Origin of the sequence: Dysosmobacter welbionis, from assembly GCF_005121165.3 — a bacterium.
GTDB lineage: Bacteria > Bacillota > Clostridia > Oscillospirales > Oscillospiraceae > Oscillibacter > Oscillibacter welbionis.
Window position 1 is genome coordinate 913316 of the sequence record NZ_CP034413.3, and the last position, 17591, is coordinate 930906.

Here is a 17591-nt window from a genome sequence, read left to right on the forward strand (position 1 = left end):
AATCTTCCTTCCGTCAAGGGTACGGGCTTACCAAGTTTGCAGGAAAATTGACCATGTTTGCAATCCCTATTGAAACAGCAAAATGTTTCGGTATAGTGATAGGCGTAAGGAACTGTGCACCGGACTAAAGGACTGGCGTACAGAGAAGAATTGCAAGGGGGTCACCCCCTTGCACGGGATGAGGACCATCCCGTGCAAAGATCCTCCTGCAAAGCGAAGGGAGAGTTTCTATGAGAAAGAACTGGAAACGATGGATCGCGGGGCTGCTCACTGCCGTGATGCTGGTCACCATGCTGCCCACGGTGGCCTATGCCGCAGTTGGCGACCTGCTGGACATGAGCGGTGTGCAGCGCACCGCCCTGCTGGCTGCGCTGGAGGAGGTCTACGGCGACGACGCCGAGGCGTATCTGGCCATTTTGAAGCAGTATGGCCTGATCGACGAGGACGGCAACATCGTCACCGACGAGAAGATCATCATGGACGGGCAGGCATACACCCTGGATGAGATCGAGGCTATCCTGGACGACCCGGCCACCGACCTTACCAAAGTGGTGGAGGTGGACGGCGACTATCTCACCCTGGCCGACCTCAAGACCGTCGTGGAGATCGAGCGGTATCTGGCCTATCTCAAGGCCACCTACTTCACCGAGCAGGACCTGACCGACGAGCAGATCGACAACTTCTACGACTTGGCGGAGGCCTGGGCCAACGGGGATATGGTGATGCTGGCCGCCGATGCCCTGGAGGGCGTGGGCCCCGCCGGGGTGGACCACGACGTGCGGCTGACCGTCACTGGGGCGGCCACCGCCGAAGAAAACGGCGAGTATACCGTCACCGTGGAGGCCTCCCGGTCCGCCGCAGATCAGGAGATCACCTTCTCCTGGCGGACAGTGGACGGCAGCGTGACCGCCGACATTGACGGCGAGGAGACCGTTACCATGTACCCCGGCGAGAGCAAGACCCTGACCGTCCATGTGGGCGAGACCCCAGAGCGCGTCCAGGGCACGGGAACCTTCCTGGTGCAGCTCTATGACCTGAAAAACGCCCTTCTCTCTGACGGCTCCACCCGCTGGGAGCAGACCGTGACGGTAGATAGCGACGACTATTTCAAATACTATTCCCGTGTCTCGAAAACGCTCAGCTATGAGAGACGAGAGCATGGTGTTGAGACTGATTGGGTCGTCGCAGGCGGAGATGAGGAAATGCGGGACCGGATCCGGGATGGCGGCAACCCCATGTTTCTTGCGGATAAAGAAACGCTTTCTCTTGAAGGGATGTCCTCCGGAAACTATTTACGCATATTTGAAAGCGGCGGCGGTAGTTTGATTGCCGGCAATTTTCAGTACACAGTTGGTGCTTTAGGGTGGTTTTTTGACCCCGGTTCCTCGCGCCCGATCGCCGAGGAGCGGCCATTCTCCTATGAATTAAAGATCGATGATGAAGTGCTCCAGGCGGACGACAACTTTACTGATTGGGTCGTAGAAGAGACTTACTTGCTTCCTTCTATCGGGTTAGAGGCTTTCCCCACACAAAGCGAAAATCTGGATTATGAGGAGGGTGATGAGATCCCCGAGCACACGATGGAAATGAATATGTCCGGATATTACCGCCGGTATCAGACCAGCAGTGGCAGCGAAACCTCATTCGCTTTTGATCCATACCTCGAATATCGCGCATCCTACTACATGCAGGAGACCACCAAGGAGACCACCGTCTCTTTCTCCGCCCCGGCGGGCACCTACTACGCCGGACAGCAGGTGCCCATCGTGGCTACCTTCGATTACCCCGTGAAGATCACCGAGGACATGACCATCACGGTGAACGACGATCAAACACTGACCCCAGAGGAGGTGGAAACCACCGGCGAGAGCTGCACCTTCCTCTATCCCGTGACCGAGACCAGCGGCGGGGCCATCTCCGTCACTGCCGCCAACTTCGTGGGGGATGAACCCACCTGCCAGCTGGAGGGCGCCAACAAGCTGGAGTTGACCATCTCCCGGGGGACCGACGACCTGACCGGCGTGACACTGGAATCTCTGGACCGGGAACTGGCCTTTGGGGCGCCCACGCTGGCGGTGCGCCAGGAGCAGCAGGGGCAGAAGCCCGTGCTGACCATCACCCTGCCCCTGACTGGAAAGCCCTATGACAACTGGGTGTTGAATGAGGTGACGGACCTGACCACCGGCATCCTGCCCGCCCTCAAGGCAGTGCTCAGCCAGACGGGGGACACCCAGTATGACTTCCGGGTGAACGACCCCCAAAACCCCACGGCGCTGGTGGCGGAGATCACCCTGCCCTATAATACCTCTGTGGAGGAGTTCACCGGTCAGGTGGACTTCCTGCTGGACGGCTATGTGATGATCGGCTGGGGTCGGGAGTACACCCTGGACGGCTCCAAGCCGGTGGGTGCCTTTGACGGCGGCATCAAGCTTACCCGCACGAACAGCAAGACTGGAGAGCGCGAGGAACAGACAAGCGGCACAGTCTATTTTGACTTGGCGGAAATGGCGGATTGGGAGATGACGCTGTCCTTCACCCTGAAGGAAGGCGACTTCACCTGGGGCGACGTCACTAAGGTCACCGCGTACCCGGAGGACAACAAGCCGGAGGGGATCGACAATCAATTTCACTTTGCATGGGAATACTCCGGCCCCGTCACGGTAGTACTCAACGAGGACGGCAGCACCAGCTTTATGCTCACCGGGGAAACAGGATATGCCAATGCCAGACTGGTGGCCCTCAACGGCGATATGGAGGATGCGCTGCTTGGAAGCGTCACCCTCCATTGTGAAAACTGGGGAGGCGGGACAGGGAACGCTTTTCTCCAGATTCCCGAAAGCGGCAGAAACATCTCCGTCCGTGAGGGGAATGACGCCCGGATCTACTGGAGCAGCAACATTTGCGCCCTGAACCAGAACGCTGGGGAGGACGGAGCCTTTGTTCCCACCACCTTCACAGTGCAGCTGGGTACGCTCAATTTAGAGGATGCAGATCCAACGGTAGCGGTTGTCAAGGAGTGGACGGTGACGACCGATGAGAAGAACCCCATCCTCTCCGCCTTTACCATTCCGTGGGATGAAGGGCTGGATACATTCTACAATGAGGAAAGAACGGGGCTGATCGTTGCCTGTATCTCTGCGGAATATCAGGAAAAGCGGCTCGGCACCTATATCAACGAGAATGGTGTACCGGAGATGGGGGAGGGCGAGGAGCCTGCCATTGCCTACATCACGCTGCTCTCACCGCCCGCGTCCGTCAAACTGGACCAGCCCGCAGGCGGCCTGTACCAGACCGATGGCGGCGGGAACGGCAAGGACATCACTCTCAGCTGGACGGCAGACAACCTGGATGTAAAGAACGGCGGCGGACAGTTTGAACTGTACATCGCCGGTGGCGAAAAGACCATCTCGGAAACCGACCTGACGGGCGGGGTGACGCAGGATGGAAATACCTATTCCTACACCCTGAATGTCCCTGCTGTGACGCCGGAGACCGGCGACCCCGCCAGCTACCGGGACGCCTATACCGTCACCGTTAAGGTCCAGAACGCCGCCGACGCCGCCTGGGCCTATGACAGCTATGTGCTCTATGTCTACTCGGAGGACATCCTGGAGATCCTGCTGGACCACGACGAGAACACCGGCGGCAGCTACACCATGTCCAACGTGGAAAAAATCAAGACCCTGTGGGGCGACGGCGGAGAGAACGGCTCCAACGCCATCGTGGCCCTCCAGCGGGACATCGCCCTGAGAAACGTCATCTCCATCAACTACGGCCAGTATGCCTGGGCGGAGCTGGCTGACCAGATCGCCTGGGCCTCCAACGACAGCTCGGTGGCCTCCGTCAACTACCGGCAGGGCACTCTGTATGAGAACATCGAGAACTTCTCCTACACCACCTACCGCCCCTCCACCGACTTCGTCCTCTCCGGCCTGAAGGACGGCGAAACCACCGTCACCGCCACCCACGGCAAGCTGCCGGAGATCTCGGACAGCCTGACGGTGGATGTGGAAACCTTGCGGGATCAGCTCTACCTGTTCCAGTGCTACCCCAAGACGGAGACCACCCTGACCTATCAGGTGTACACCAGCGCCGCCAAAACCGCCACCGAGGAATACACCCTGACCACCAACGACAAAGGCGAGGCTGCCATCTATGCGCCCCACGGCATCGCCGGGGACATCTACTGCAATTCCGTGGCGGATGATGGGGATGACGAGGACGTTATCTTCCTGGGCGTCATCCGCAGCCAGAGCCTGGTGTCCTCCGAGGCCGACTCCACCAAGCTGCAGCTCTACCCGGTGAACACCCTCCAGCTGCGCCGGGCGGCCCAGGCGGAAATTTATCTAAAAAACTCGGACGGCACGCCCTATGAGGGGCAGGTCACCTTCCGGGGCGGCGTGTACCGGGGCGGCGAGTACTGCACGGGCGACAGAAATTCTGCGGTGCAGTTTGGCCTGCAGGGTGAGAAGGATCCAAGCCAGTGGAAGCCCGGCAACACACCTCAAACGGTCAGCACCAATGACGAGGGCCGCCTGCTGGTGAACATGGATCTTGGAAAGTTCAAGACCGCTGACAACCAGAAGGAGGTCCAGGCGGGCGAGGCGCTCTACTACCTGTTCCAGCTGGAGTACGGCGACGGGACTGGTGCGGAATATTATCCAATCATGCTGCGGGTGGACGCCAACCTGAACCTGGACGATGTGGCGATCTCCGGCGACAGCATCGTGGCCTGGGAGAAGAATGAGAGCGGGCAGAAGCAGCCCTATATCGCCCAGCAGACCCTGAGCTACAGCCCCAAGAAATACGCCAGCGTGGCCGACATCCGCGGGAACACCGGCAACGTGGGCCCCAGTGATACCTTCCCCACCGCCTATGTCACCACCTCCATCATGTGGTGGGGCGACGAGCACGCCAAGGACCTGGGGCGGGCTAACACCGTGATGCTCCAGGACGCCACCGGCAAGACCCCGGAATGTCAGACCAGCGAGACAACCACATATCCCTTCACGGATCTGGCCTTCACCGAGAACCGGATGACCATGGACAAGGATAGCATGGAGGAGTGGGGCATGGCCGCGGGCGAGAGCCGCGGGATGCGGGCCGTCCTCAGCGAGGACGGGACCACCGCCAGCCGCACCATCAGCCTGCCCTTCCAGATGGTCAATATGATCGGCGTACCGGAGGCGGAGGCCTCCAATGCCCTGACCGGAGCCCTGGCCGACGTCAAGAGCGGAATGACCGTGGATGCCAGCGGAGACGTTGGTGATATGGGTGACGGCGATATCATGATCGAGGGCGGCATGGATCTGCTCAGTGACGATGCCGGCTACGACCCCGAGAAGGACAAGTTCGCCGTGCGCCTGTACGCCACCAGCGACCCCACCGTGTTCCGCGCCCTGTTCGGCGTGAACATGGGCGATCTGGAGCCCGGCGTCTATCCCGAGTATGACGACCCGGACAACATGACCTTCGTCCACGGGGACGCCTCCACCGGCAAGAACCAGGAGCTGGAAGCCCTTCCCGGCCCCATGGACGTCTACAGCATGGTCAAGGGCAAATACCTGAGCGCCGCCAAGGAGGAGGCCCAGCAGGCCGCCGCCGGAAAGGGCCTCATGGGGACCAGCATGGCGCTGGGCGGCTACATGGAGGCGAATATCTCCTACAACAGCAGCAGCGGCAAGTGGGAGTGCCAGCCCATCAGCGGCGGCTTTAACGTAGGCGCTGGCCTGAACTTCAACTGGAACTTCAACGCCGTCGTGGGCATCGTTCCCATCACCGCCAGCGTCAACCTGGGCGGCGCGCTGGAGGTCCGCATGGACATGCAGCAGGGTAACTATTACGAGGTGACCTCCGGCATGGACGGTCTGAAGAACGCCGGCGACCAGAGCGCCTTCAACACCGCCCTGGCCAGTGCCAGTTATACCGACGCCACCGGTAGCGATTATCTTACCAACCTGCGGATGTACTTCTATATCAGAGCCTTCGCGGGCGTGGGCTTCGACGTCTCAGTGGTGGCCTTTAAGATCGGTGTGTTCGGCCAGCTGAATTTGGATATGCAGTACAAATGGCTCAACCGCGGTTATCTGGAGGAAAGCTCGAATATCAGCGCCGTGGGGCCGGTCAGCAGCCGGACGGACGACGTTATACAGGGCTCCAACCTGTCTGTCAGCGGCTCCACCGGCATTGAGTTCGTATTCAAATTCCTGTTCATCAGCTATGAAAAGATCTTCTGCTCCATCGGCTTTGAGTCGGAGTCCGATGATCCGGGGTGGAGGACCATCGAGGAGATCTGGAAAGCCAATAAGACCATCAACGGCAAGCCCGTCACCCGTATGGCCATGCCCAACGGCCAGGTGATATACGCCGTGGACCTGGGGGCGCAACTGGAACGCCGGGACTATGTGGACACCGCCGAGCAGGAGTGGCTGGGCGGACGGCCCTCCATCGGGCTGTTCAGCCTGGACAAGGATCAGAACGCCACACTGGCGGAGACCCTCCAGATCGGGGCCTACTCCTACGCCAACCCGGTGCTGTCCGACGACGGTGAAGTCATGTTCTATCTCAGCGACCGGGAGGACAACGACCCGGAGAGTGCGTTGGACATCCGCAACACTCGTGTGGCCGTGTCCACTAAGAGCAATGGTCAATTCCAGCAGGGAGAGCGCTTCGACAGCAATGATGAAGTGTCCACCGGCTACGGCGACAGCAATGTGAAGGTGGCCGGCTCTGACGGCAGTTACGCCGCCGTGTGGGTCCGGCAGACAGAGGACATCACCGAAAATGTGGTCCCCGGAACTGCCCTGGACGATGGTCAGCAGATGCTCCAGATAAATTCCACCGAGATCATGGCCGCCACTTCCACGGGCGGCAGCGACTGGACGCTGGAGCAGCTCACCGACAACAGCACCCCCGACCTGGCCCCCGTGGTGGCCGCCAGCGGCAATCGCATCATTGTGGCATGGCGTGAGGTCAAATCCTCCGACGCCTCCAATCTGACCAACTTTGACCAGCAGGACGCCATCCGGTATGCCGTCTGCGAGAACGGCCAGTGGATACGGGATGAAGATGTGTTCGGGAATGAATACGTCGCCGCCCAGACCCTGTATGACGGCACCGGCTCCACGGCCTCTGTCAAGGGCCTGGAGATGGCCATGCTGGAGGACGGTACCGCCGCTGTGGTCTATACCCTGGATACCAATTCCACCACCGAGAACACCACCGACTGGGAGACCGTTGTGGCCATTATCCCCGCCGTGGACGGAACATACGGTGCGGATGATACCCAGAGCGAAGACCTGGTGCGCACCTTCCGCCTGACTTCTGACAACAATCTGGACGAAAATCCCCAGATCACTACTGCGGAGTTTGGGGACGGCGAGGAGCGGTTCGTGGTGGCCTGGCACACTGAGCGAGCCATCACCGACGACCCGAACGGCGAGACTGAGTCCGATATCCGGCTGTCCGTTATGGACACGGACGGCAAACTTTATGAGAATATGCCCGAGTCCCTGAGCGTGGCTGCCGGCGGTGCCGGCGACACAATCGGCTCCAACTTCCGCTTCGCAAAGAACACCCAGGACATCGGCGACCTCGCCATCCTGTGGGTGGACTCTGTCAGCGGCGAGACCGACGAGACCACTTACGACTCCCTTGCAGGTGCGGTATCTGCCAGCTCCACTAACGTGGGCCACGATGTGCTCAAGGCGGTCAAGTTCGTGGAGGACGGCGATTCCTACACCCTGTCCGGCACTGTGGAAGTTGCGGAGATGCAGGAGGGCACCCTCATCGACCACTTCGACGCTTATGTCAACGATACGAGCACGTACGAGATCAGGTCAGTCATCCTGGGTACTAATTACAGTGAGACTACAGAGCGTGAGGTGACTATTTCCGACGGTGAGAACGATGAGACTGCGACCATCACTGTGGCCAACCCCGTCAGCGGAATGTATACCGCCACGGAGAAGTTCACCAACCAGATCCAGGAGTCGGCGGTGATGCTGGCATATGAGGAGCTCTACACCAACAGCGACATCGACGTCCAGTTCACCATCCGCAACACCGGCATGGACGCCATTACCAAGCTGGAGATCATCTCGGAAAATGAGAGCGTCTATACCAGCGGCGACACTTCTCTGAACCTGATGCCCAACCGGGACGTCACCGTGACGGCCAAGTTCCCCACGGGGGAGGCCATTGAGAACGCGAATTACACCATCAAGGCAACCTTCAAGAATGGTGTGACCGTGGAACTGCCCGGCACTCTCTATCTGGACATCCCCGACGTGGGTATCTCCAAAGTGGAGACCGTCAAACAGGCCGACGGCGTACGCACCCTGCGCTATGCCCTGCACAACCGCCTGGCCGCCAGCCTTGCAGACGAGAAGGATAACTGGCAGGTCAAGGTGGGCTTCTACGCCGACCAGAGCTGCACCACGATTCTGAAGGGCACCGATGGGCAGGATCTGATCGATACCATCACGGAGACGGCAGATCTGTCCCTCATCGACGCCGGCGGTTACAGCGCGGAGGTCACGCTGCCTGTAGCAGAGTACATGAAGGAGGAAAGCGGCGCACAGGCGGAGATCCCCAGCACCGGTATCCCGGTCTATGTCAAGGCCTGGATCGAAGCCCCTGTGGAGGATCAGGCCATGCGGGCCCGAACCGGTTCCTACAACAGCGTCAGCGAGTATTTCACCGCCAACAACACCACCTCTCTGACTCTGAGAAGCCTGGCTGAGGAGCGGGATGAGCCGGTCACCGTCATCTACGACATGAGCGTTGCCAACGGCAAGACCATTGTGAATACAAAGGTGCAGTACAATTACCTCGGCGGCACCACCAGCGGCAACCTGATCGTCACGCTACTGGACGCCCAGGGCCAGCCCATCGCCAAGCAGCAGAGCTACACCAAGGCAGACGGTTTGCTGACGCTGGAAAAAGAGGGTGCCGCAACCCAGACCTTTGAGTTCGCGGGCATCACCGGTGCTGCCGGCGTCCGGGTGGAGTTCTCCGACCTGATTCTGACGGACAGTAGCGTGGAACTGGACCATATCTCCATCGGCGGCCACACCGCTGTCTTCGACTCGAGCACAAACACCTATACGGTCGATGCTGTCGGCCTGACCAACAGTATCCTGGAGATCGCGCCCAAGGACCCCCAGAACGCAACGATCAAGCTGGACGGTCAGGATTATGATGTGGATGCCTCGCATGCCACCCAGCTTGCCTCCGGTACTACCACATGGAACATTACAGTCTCCAACGGCGGCAACTCCGCAAGCTACACGCTGAAGCTGACCAACAATGCCGATTTTGTTTCTGTCACCGGAGTGAGCCTGAACAAGACCAGCCTGACCCTGACGGAGGGCAGCACGAGCCAGCTGACAGCAACTGTTGAGCCAAACAATGCCACGAACAGGAATGTTACTTGGTCTTCCAGCAATTCCAAGGTAGCTACGGTGGACGGAAACGGAAAAGTCACTGCCCACAAAGCGGGCACCGCGACCATCACCGTCACCACCGCAGACGGCGATAAAACCGCTGAGTGTAAGGTCACGGTCGAGGCCGGAGGTGCGCCGGCTGTCAAAGTCGACAGCGTGAGTCTGAACCAAACCAGCATGAACCTGACGGCAGGCAGCACGGGCCAGCTGAAAGCCACTATTAGCCCCAGCAACGCCACCAATCAGAACGTTACCTGGTCTTCCGGCAATACCTCCGTAGCCACAGTGGATGCCAGCGGCAATGTCAAAGCCATCCAGGCAGGCACCACGACCATCACCGTCACCACAGAGGATGGCAACAAGACCGCCACCTGTGCGGTCACAGTTACTGCAGCACCTATCAATCCTGACCACGGCGGATCTGGGAGCGGCAGCAGTGGTTTGCCCAGCTATGTAGTGGATACCGCTGCTGATATCGACCATGGCACGATCACAGTAAAGCCAAGTCGTGCGGAAAAGGGCGACACGGTCACCATCACCGCCAAGCCCGACAAGGGCTATCAGGTGGACAAGGTCACCGTCACCGACAAGAACGGCGACACGGTCAAGGTCACCGACAGGGGCGATGGCAAGTACACCTTCACCATGCCCAACAGCAAGGTGAGCGTGGATGTGACCTTTGTACCCGAAAAGCAGTGGACAAATCCCTTTGTGGATGTGGCGGAGGACGCCTGGTACTATGACGCGGTGCGGTATGTCAACGAGAACAGCCTCATGGCCGGCACCAGTGCCAGCACCTTCGAACCGGATCTGACCACCACCCGCGGCATGATCGTGACGATCCTCTACCGGCTGGAGGGCTCCCCCAATATCGAAAATGAGATCTGGGGCTATCCCTTCAAGGACGTGGATGTCAATGCTTACTACGCCACGGCGGTCTACTGGGCGAGGATGAACGGTATCGTGGCTGGATACAGCGACGAGCTGTTCGGCCCCAATGACACCATCACCCGTGAACAGATGGCGGCCATCCTGTACCGCTACGCCCAGTACAAGGGCTGCGACACCACAGCCAAGGCGGACCTGAGCAAGTTCGCAGACGCCGCACAGGTCGGCTCCTACGCGGTGGAGGCCATCCGCTGGGCCAACGCAGAGGGCCTGGTCTCCGGCACCAGCGATACCACTTTGACGCCCGGCGGCTCCGCCACCCGGGCGCAGGCGGCGGTGATCCTGACCCGGTTCTGCCAGAATATCGTAAAGTAACCCGCGCAGGAATTGCGCCGTATAAACAATGAAAAGGCAGGCAGGAGAGCGAGCTCTCCTGCCTGCCTTTTTTCTGAGGGTGATAGTTTGAAATCCCCTAAACTGTCCGCATGCCTTATCACCACTGATCCCTCTGAACCCCGCTTAGATCCGGCTGTGCATTTTACGATTCACAGGAATAGTGAATCGGCAAAATCACTCACTCAAGGTATGTTCTTCTGTGCAGAACTCTAAATTTTGTTTTCGAGCCTGCTCACTCCTCTGTTTTGTTGCCTGTATATTATGAGGGCGTATTATTTGTTCCTATTTTCATTTGTGAAGTGGCCTACTTATTGCCTGTATATAGTGAGAGGCTTTTTGCTTCTCACACTTAAGGAGGTGTTGGCCATGAAAGAATCAGGCTACAAAAGCTATGAGGACTTGCCGCTGTTCCTGAACGCGGCAACAGTGGCAAAGGTGCTGGGGGTGTCTCCCTCATCCGGCTACGAGCTGATGCTCGTCGTCGCAAAGTCCACTCCGCTCCACCCGGCATATATGCCGGGTATACGCTCTGCTCCCTTGCTCCTCCTCTCCCCATGAAAACGCATTGCGTTTTCATGGGGGCCTCTTATGGTTTCCCGGTGCTGAAGATCGGCAGCCGGATGGTGGTGCCGAAAGAACAGTTCATCTGCTGGGTGGAGGAGCATACGGGAGGCGGCACATGAAGTATGGGATCGGAAACTATTTCTCTCTTCCAAACGAGATCTTCCTGCTGGGTCTGAGCAGCGGCGAGCTGGCGGTCTACAGTTTCCTGAAACGGTGCGAAAATCGAAAGACGCATCAATGCTGGCCCAGCTACAGGACCATCGGGCAGGCAGTGCGTATGAGCGAGAACACGGTACGCAAGTACACACTGTGCCTTGAGGAGCGCGGGCTCATCTCCACCGAGCCAACTGAAATCACCACCAGGGCTGGTCAGAAACGCAATGGGAACCTGCTGTACACGCTCCGTCCGATCCAGGAGGTGATAGATGAACACTACGACCGGCAACTGGATCAGCTGGAGCTCGTTGCGGCGCGTCAGCGGACGACAGCGGCCCAGGCCGGCACGTGACCGCCTGTGGGCCGCTGTGTGCGGCGATTGCGGCATGGGCAGGAACAGACACTCCCGCACCACAAAGCGCGGTGTGGGGGGCTGTGTGCCGCAGGTACCGGGATCGCCCGGAAGCCAAAATGAGCGGGTGAACCGAGGGGACGAAAATCGTGCAGGATAAAGGCCGGGGGTCGCAAGCGCCCTCCGGCCGGGTCACACCGCCCCGCAACGCGGGACGGGACAGTGGTTTGCGGGGAGTTGCCTGCGGGGGTCATAGGTGGTCGGTTTGGCTCACTTCGGGGGTCACAGGTGGCCGGAATCAGAGGATTGCGCCCTCAAATCCGCATGAAATCAGGGTTGTAAGGGTGAACCCGCGGGGGCACCTTGGGGATATCGGTTGGTTTTATCGCAAATCCAAGAAGTGAATATTCGGACTATTGCCCCTTCAAAAATTGCGCTGCAAAACAAAGAGAAAAGCCTCCCGCTGCTACGGGAGGCCAGGCATTTACAGCATATGAAATTCGATTCCTTGATGTTTCGGCGTATCATTTGGGGAGAGTTTCATGACGCGCGCCCAAGTCTTGACCGTCTGCGCTTCCAAGAAACGGACCAAAGCATCCAGAGACTCCTGTTCATCATACTGCTGGAGCGCCTCATAGTATGCCTTTTTATCTTCCTCATAAATGATCATGGGGGGATAGTCGTTGATCATCAGCCAGTAGTTCAATAATGTCCGCCCAACGCGGCCGTTCCCGTCGGCGAAGGGGTGAATATTCTCAAAACGCGCATGGAGATACGCTCCGGCCTTCAGCGGGGCTTTCGGACCTACAGAGTTGACTTCACCGATCAGTTCTGCCAAGTCACCTTCCACTTCTTCAGGGTAGGAGCCGACCTCATGGATGCCAGTCACATAGTCATGTTTTTTGAATGTCCCGGGCCGCTCTCCATTGACCAGATAACGGCGCGCATCGTAAGTTCCCTCCGTCAGCGCGCGATGGATCTCCAGGATCAGTGGGAGGGAAAGCGGCTCCTTAACAGGAATCTTCTCCCGGAGGAAGTCATAGCAGACCTTCTGATTTTGAAGTTCAAACAGCGTGCGGGGATCGCCGGTATAGCCGACCACCCGGCCGTTCTCAAAAATCTCCCGGGTGTCGTGGTAAGAAATCGCTGCGTTTTCGATCTTCCCGGAGTTGTACGCGAAGAGAATGCGGAAGTTGTCCAGGCGCAGGTCCAAGTCTTCGCCTGAACGGACAGCCCACATTTGCCACTGTTTTTTCACCTGATCGTATAGATCCATGCGGCCACCTCCGCTACTTTATGAAGACAGTATACCATATATTTTGGTTTATCACAAAAAAATTTTTGATTGCCACTGTGTTCGCTACCCCAAATGATAACTTTTTGATAACAGTTCGCCGTACCCCTGGATAGTTTTCTCTTTCTGCGGTATGTTGTGTCGTTACAAAGGAGGTGTATCATCGTGGCAAAGCGCAGGCCATCCGGCGACGGCATGGTTCGGAAGAAGGAAGACGGCCGTTGGGAGGGCCGCATCGTGGTAGGCCACAAGGCCAACGGCGCCCCCATCTTCCGGTATGTGTATGGCCGCACGCAGAAGGAGTTACTGAGCAAACTCCACCAGAGCATCGAAACCTATCAGGATGTAGAACTGACCGAGGACAGCCGCATGACATTGGGAGAGTGGCTGGACCGCTGGCTGGATGAATACAAAGCGGGGACGATCCGCCACAGCACCATGTACGGCTACCGGCAGTATGCCAGACTTTACATCAAGCCCATCCTGGGAGACAAGGTGATCTCCCGCATCACCTCGACGGACATCCAGCGGATGTACACAAAACTGAAACGGGAGGGTCGCATCCATGAGCATCCAGAATACGGGTATCAACTCTCAGACGCCATGCTCTCCCGCATCCATGCCATGCTCCACCAAGCGATGAAAGACGCGGTGGGCGCACACTTAATCGCCAAGAATCCCACCGAGGGCACGGTGGTCCCCAAGCCCAACTACCGTCCAAAGCAGATTCTGAATGAGGAACAATTGGACACTTTCATGGCCGCAATCGAGCAGGACGAGGTGTGGCGGGACTTCTTCTTCACCGAGTTGACCACTGGCTTGCGCCGGGGCGAGATCTGCGGCCTTCGATGGGAGGACTTCGACGAGGCGGAGGGAACTCTCAAAGTCAACCGCTCCGTCAGCACCCGCAAGGCAGGCAGCCTGGAGGTCGGAGAAACCAAAACCAACAAGGGCCACCGGAGCATATCCCTGCCGGACAGCACGGCCCAGCGGCTACGGGAGCGGAAGAAAACTGCCATCAGCGATTGGATATTTCCCAATCCCTTGCATCCGGAGGAAGCAGTCAATCCTGGTTATGCCTACAATCGGATGAAAACGATCCTGAAAAATACCGGCCTACCAAGTATTAGGTTTCATGATTTAAGGCACCCGTATGTCAAGCACACGACAAAAATTTTTAGCTTGCGCTCGATGGCTTTTCAAGCGCAGGCTTATCCTGATGCTCGGCGAAAAACTCGCGGAGCTTGTCAGCTTCATCGGGGAGGACAAAGCCAAAGCCCTGTCCGTCCACTCTGCAATAGAAAGCGATTTTCATGACTGCCACCTCAATCAAAAATGTCCTGGATTTTGTATGCGATCTCGATGCGCTTATCGGGATATACCAGCACCCGGTCGATCAACAGCTCGGCCAGCTCGGTGGTCAGCGTGTCCGCATCGAAAATCGCCTTGGACGCTTCCTTGCGGCTGTCCTGCCGTGCCTGTTCGTCCTGCTTCTGTTTCGCCTGTGCCAATACTGCGGCATAGGCGTTTTTTGTTTTCAGCAGCAGCTCGTTACACGCGGCCTTTTCCGCCTTGTAGGTGTTAAGGTCAATCTCGCCCATAAGATAGTGTTCGTAAAGTGTGCGCTTGCCGTCTTGCAGCGTCTCGATCTGCTGCTCATATTCGGCGCGTTCCGGTACGGAGGCATCCACCCGGAGCGAACCGTCCGGGGCAAACGGTGCGGCGGCTTCCATCTGCTTTTTCAGCGTCAGGAATACCGCTTGTTCCAGCTCTGCGGCGTTCAGACGCATCTTGTGACAGCGGCTTTCTACGTCCGCCTCGGAATGGCGGCAGTAATAATACGAGGTTTTCTGCATGGTGCGGGACAGCGCATGACCGCAGCAGCCACAGAAGGCTTTGCCTTTCAGCGGGTAGTCCCGCTTTTTCTTGTTTGGCTGGGAAAAGCGGAGCTGGCTGGCCTGCACGGTATCAAACACGGCTTTCTCTACGATGGCCGGGTGATGGTCAGGGATGATGTACCATGATTCTCTGTCCTTCAGGTGGCTTCTGGTGCCGCCTACTTCGAGAACCGCCCGCTTGCCGATCACATACACGCCGGTGTAGCGTTCATCCTCCAAAATGCGGAGAATAGTGGATGTACTCCAAATCCCGTGACAGCGGGAAATATCATGGGTGTGATTGCCGTGCGCGGCTTTGTACTGGCCGGGAGTGGGGATGCTTCTGCGAAACAGCTCCCGCGTGATGGCGGTGGCGTTGATGCCCTCGGCGGCAAGCTGGAAGATGAGCTGCACAACGGCAGCGGCCTCCGGGTCAGGCTCCATTCTGCCATCGGCGCTTTTGCGGTAGCCGTAAGGACAAATCTTGCTCTGATACTCGCCTCGCTGCATCTTGGCGTACTTTGCGCTCTTGGTCTTGATGGACATATCGCGGCTGTAATACTCACTGATGAGATACTTGAACGCCACATCCATGCCGCCGGTGTCGCCCTTGAATTTGCTGCTGTCAAAATCGTCGCTGATGGAAATGAAGCGGGTATGGAACAGTGGGAACACACGCTCGATGAAGTATCCAGTTTCAATGCTGTTGCGCCCGAAACGGGAAAAATCCTTGACAATGATGCAGTCGATCTGATTGGCCCGCACCAGCTCAATGAGCTTCTGCACCTGCGGACGCTCAAAATTTGTACCGCTATATCCGTTGTCGATGAACTCCATGATCTCCGCGTTCAGAGCTTCCGGCATGGAAGCTGCGTACTCATGGAGGACAAGGCTCTGATTTTCAATACTCAGACTGTCGTACTTGTAGTCCTCAATGGAGAGGCGTATGTAGAGGGCAATCACATATTTCTGCATTGTTCCAGCACCTCCGCATAGGTTTCAAACTCGCTCTGGAAGCGATAGCGCACCGTGATCTGCTTATTGTGGGATACCTCAATGCGGTCGATCAGCCGCTCAATGAGCGCACCGGTCAGCGCACGGTCGGTCTTGATCTGTGCAGCATCCTGTTTCAGCGCCCGGTGCTGCTTGGTTTGGGCATCCATTGTCCGCAGACCGTCCTCCAACTGTTCCATTTCCACGGCAAGATCGGCAATGCGGCTTTCGTACTTTTCCTTGTAGTCGAAATATTCATCCTTGGTGAGAACGCCTTGAACAAGGTTTTCATACAGGCTCCGCACGATACCGCGAAGCCGCTGGATTTCCTGTTTGCGGCTGGTGATCTTCTCCCGCAGCTCAGCGCGGTCAGCGGCCTGCCGGGGCAGTTCTGCAAGGGAGAGGGTGTATTGCCCCAGCGCCGTATCAAGCGCGTCCTGAAGCATATCTGCCAACATATCCAGCAACGCATCCTCGCGGATGGTCACGCCGGGGCAGGCATCCTTGCTGATTCGGCTCCTGCTCAGACAATGGTAGAAGTACACATCGTCGGACTTCTTACGGATGTTTCTCTGCCGGTGCAGGCTGCCGCCGCAATGGGTGCAGAACACCTTGCCTTTGAGCAAATTCGGTGTGTATGCGTTGATCTCCCGCGCCTTGGCGCGGCTGGCGGTCTGATTGAGAATTTCCTGCACCGCCGCGAACTGTTCCCGGCTGATGATGGCCTCATGGGTGTCCCGCACCACCGTCCATTCCTCGGCATCAGCCTTGACCTGCCGGTGATCCACGGTTTTGGTCTGCCCCTGAACGAGATCTCCGGTGTAGACCTCGGAGCGGAGAATGACGCCGACCGTTCGGGTCTGCCACTTGCCGCTGCCGAGCAAATTTTCGTGGGTGATCTTTCCCTGCATCTTCTTGTAGTGGCTGGGGGTGAGGATGCCAGCCTCGTTCAGCCGCACGGCGATGGTATTCAGGCCAGCGCCCTTGGAAGCCCAACGAAACATCCGCTGCACCACGACGGCGGCAACGGGGTCGATGATAAGCTGGTGGCAATCGTCCTCGGCTTTCAGATAGCCGTAGGGAGTACGCGCACCGATAAATTTGCCGTCCTTCATGGCCTGCCGCTGCTGCGCCCTGATCTTGCGCCCAATGTCCAAAGCGTAGGCTTCGTTTATCATGTTCCGCAGCGGGATGATGATACCGGAATGGGCATCCTCCGGGGCGGCGGTATCGAAGTTTTCATTGACCGCAATAAAGCGGATGCTGCGGATGCGGAAATACTGCTCGATGTAATAGCCGGTGTCGATGGTGTTCCGCCCCAAACGGGAGAGGTCTTTCACAATGACGCAGTTGACGTGACCGGCCTCAATATCCGAGAGCATCTGCTGAAAGCCCGGACGGTGGAAGTTTGTCCCGGTCGCGCCGTTGTCAATGTAGGTATCGTACACGCTGATCTCCGGGTACTGCTCCAGATAGCGGGCAATAATCATCTGCTGGGTTTCAATGGATACGCTGTGCGTGTGGGTATCCTCCACCGAAAGGCGGACATAGATCGCGGCGCGGCAAGCGGCGTCAGCCTCCTGCACGGCCACCGCAGCCGTTTCTTTTCTGCTTTTCCTTGCCAT

At 58.0% G+C, this 17591-nt stretch carries 6 protein-coding genes and 2 pseudogenes; 5 read left to right on the plus strand and 3 right to left on the minus strand.

Translation table 11 applies throughout. The annotated features are described in order from the left end of the window. Positions 1-230 precede the first annotated feature (230 nt). The 4 genes and pseudogenes from EIO64_RS04870 (at position 231) to EIO64_RS04885 (ending at position 11802) form a co-directional block, all read left to right on the plus strand. The gene (locus EIO64_RS04870; RefSeq protein WP_136890907.1) at positions 231-10709 is read left to right on the plus strand and encodes an Ig-like domain-containing protein; all 10479 of its coding nucleotides are present in this window, start codon (positions 231-233) and stop codon (positions 10707-10709) included. Between the two features lie 387 nt (positions 10710-11096). After that, positions 11097-11215 (plus strand): annotated as a pseudogene (locus tag EIO64_RS19180) (DNA-binding protein); the annotation flags it as partial. Between the two features lie 105 nt (positions 11216-11320). Then, positions 11321-11413 (plus strand): annotated as a pseudogene (locus EIO64_RS04880) (DNA-binding protein); the annotation flags it as partial. After that, complete coding sequence (locus EIO64_RS04885) at positions 11410-11802, plus strand: helix-turn-helix domain-containing protein (RefSeq protein ID WP_136890908.1); 393 nt, start codon at positions 11410-11412, stop codon at positions 11800-11802. The pseudogene EIO64_RS04880 and the gene EIO64_RS04885, both read left to right, overlap by 4 nt. Before the next feature lie 484 nt (positions 11803-12286). Here the strand turns inward: EIO64_RS04885 and EIO64_RS04890 are convergent, their stop codons facing one another. Continuing rightward, positions 12287-13078 (minus strand): Fic family protein, encoded by a 792-nt coding sequence (locus EIO64_RS04890; RefSeq protein WP_136890909.1) that lies wholly within the window; start codon positions 13076-13078, stop codon positions 12287-12289. A gap of 183 nt (positions 13079-13261) precedes the next feature. Here EIO64_RS04890 and EIO64_RS04895 point away from each other — a divergent pair, with 183 nt between their 5' ends. Next, a complete protein-coding gene (locus EIO64_RS04895) occupies positions 13262-14413 on the plus strand; it encodes a tyrosine-type recombinase/integrase (protein ID WP_249390810.1) in 1152 nt (383 codons plus the stop codon). 8 nt (positions 14414-14421) lie between these two features. Here EIO64_RS04895 and EIO64_RS04900 read toward each other — a convergent pair whose 3' ends face one another. Together EIO64_RS04900 and EIO64_RS04905 are read right to left on the minus strand one after the other, a co-directional pair. Then, entirely contained in the window at positions 14422-15948 is a 1527-nt protein-coding gene (locus EIO64_RS04900; RefSeq protein WP_136890910.1) for a recombinase family protein, read from the minus strand. Next, positions 15933-17591, minus strand: coding sequence for a recombinase family protein (locus EIO64_RS04905; protein WP_136890911.1), 1659 nt, complete (start codon positions 17589-17591; stop codon positions 15933-15935). The genes EIO64_RS04900 and EIO64_RS04905 overlap by 16 nt, the downstream gene beginning before the upstream one ends.

What these genes read in the sequence shown, in the direction of transcription:
- EIO64_RS04885 (WP_136890908.1), top strand. Translation starts at nt 11,410, where the DNA reads ATGAAGTATGGGATCGGAAACTATTTCTCTCTTCCAAACGAGATCTTC.
- EIO64_RS04890 (WP_136890909.1), bottom strand. Translation starts at nt 13,078, where the DNA reads ATGGATCTATACGATCAGGTGAAAAAACAGTGGCAAATGTGGGCTGTC.
- EIO64_RS04870 (WP_136890907.1), top strand. Translation starts at nt 231, where the DNA reads ATGAGAAAGAACTGGAAACGATGGATCGCGGGGCTGCTCACTGCCGTG.
- EIO64_RS04900 (WP_136890910.1), bottom strand. Translation starts at nt 15,948, where the DNA reads ATGCAGAAATATGTGATTGCCCTCTACATACGCCTCTCCATTGAGGAC.
- EIO64_RS04905 (WP_136890911.1), bottom strand. Translation starts at nt 17,591, where the DNA reads ATGGCAAGGAAAAGCAGAAAAGAAACGGCTGCGGTGGCCGTGCAGGAG.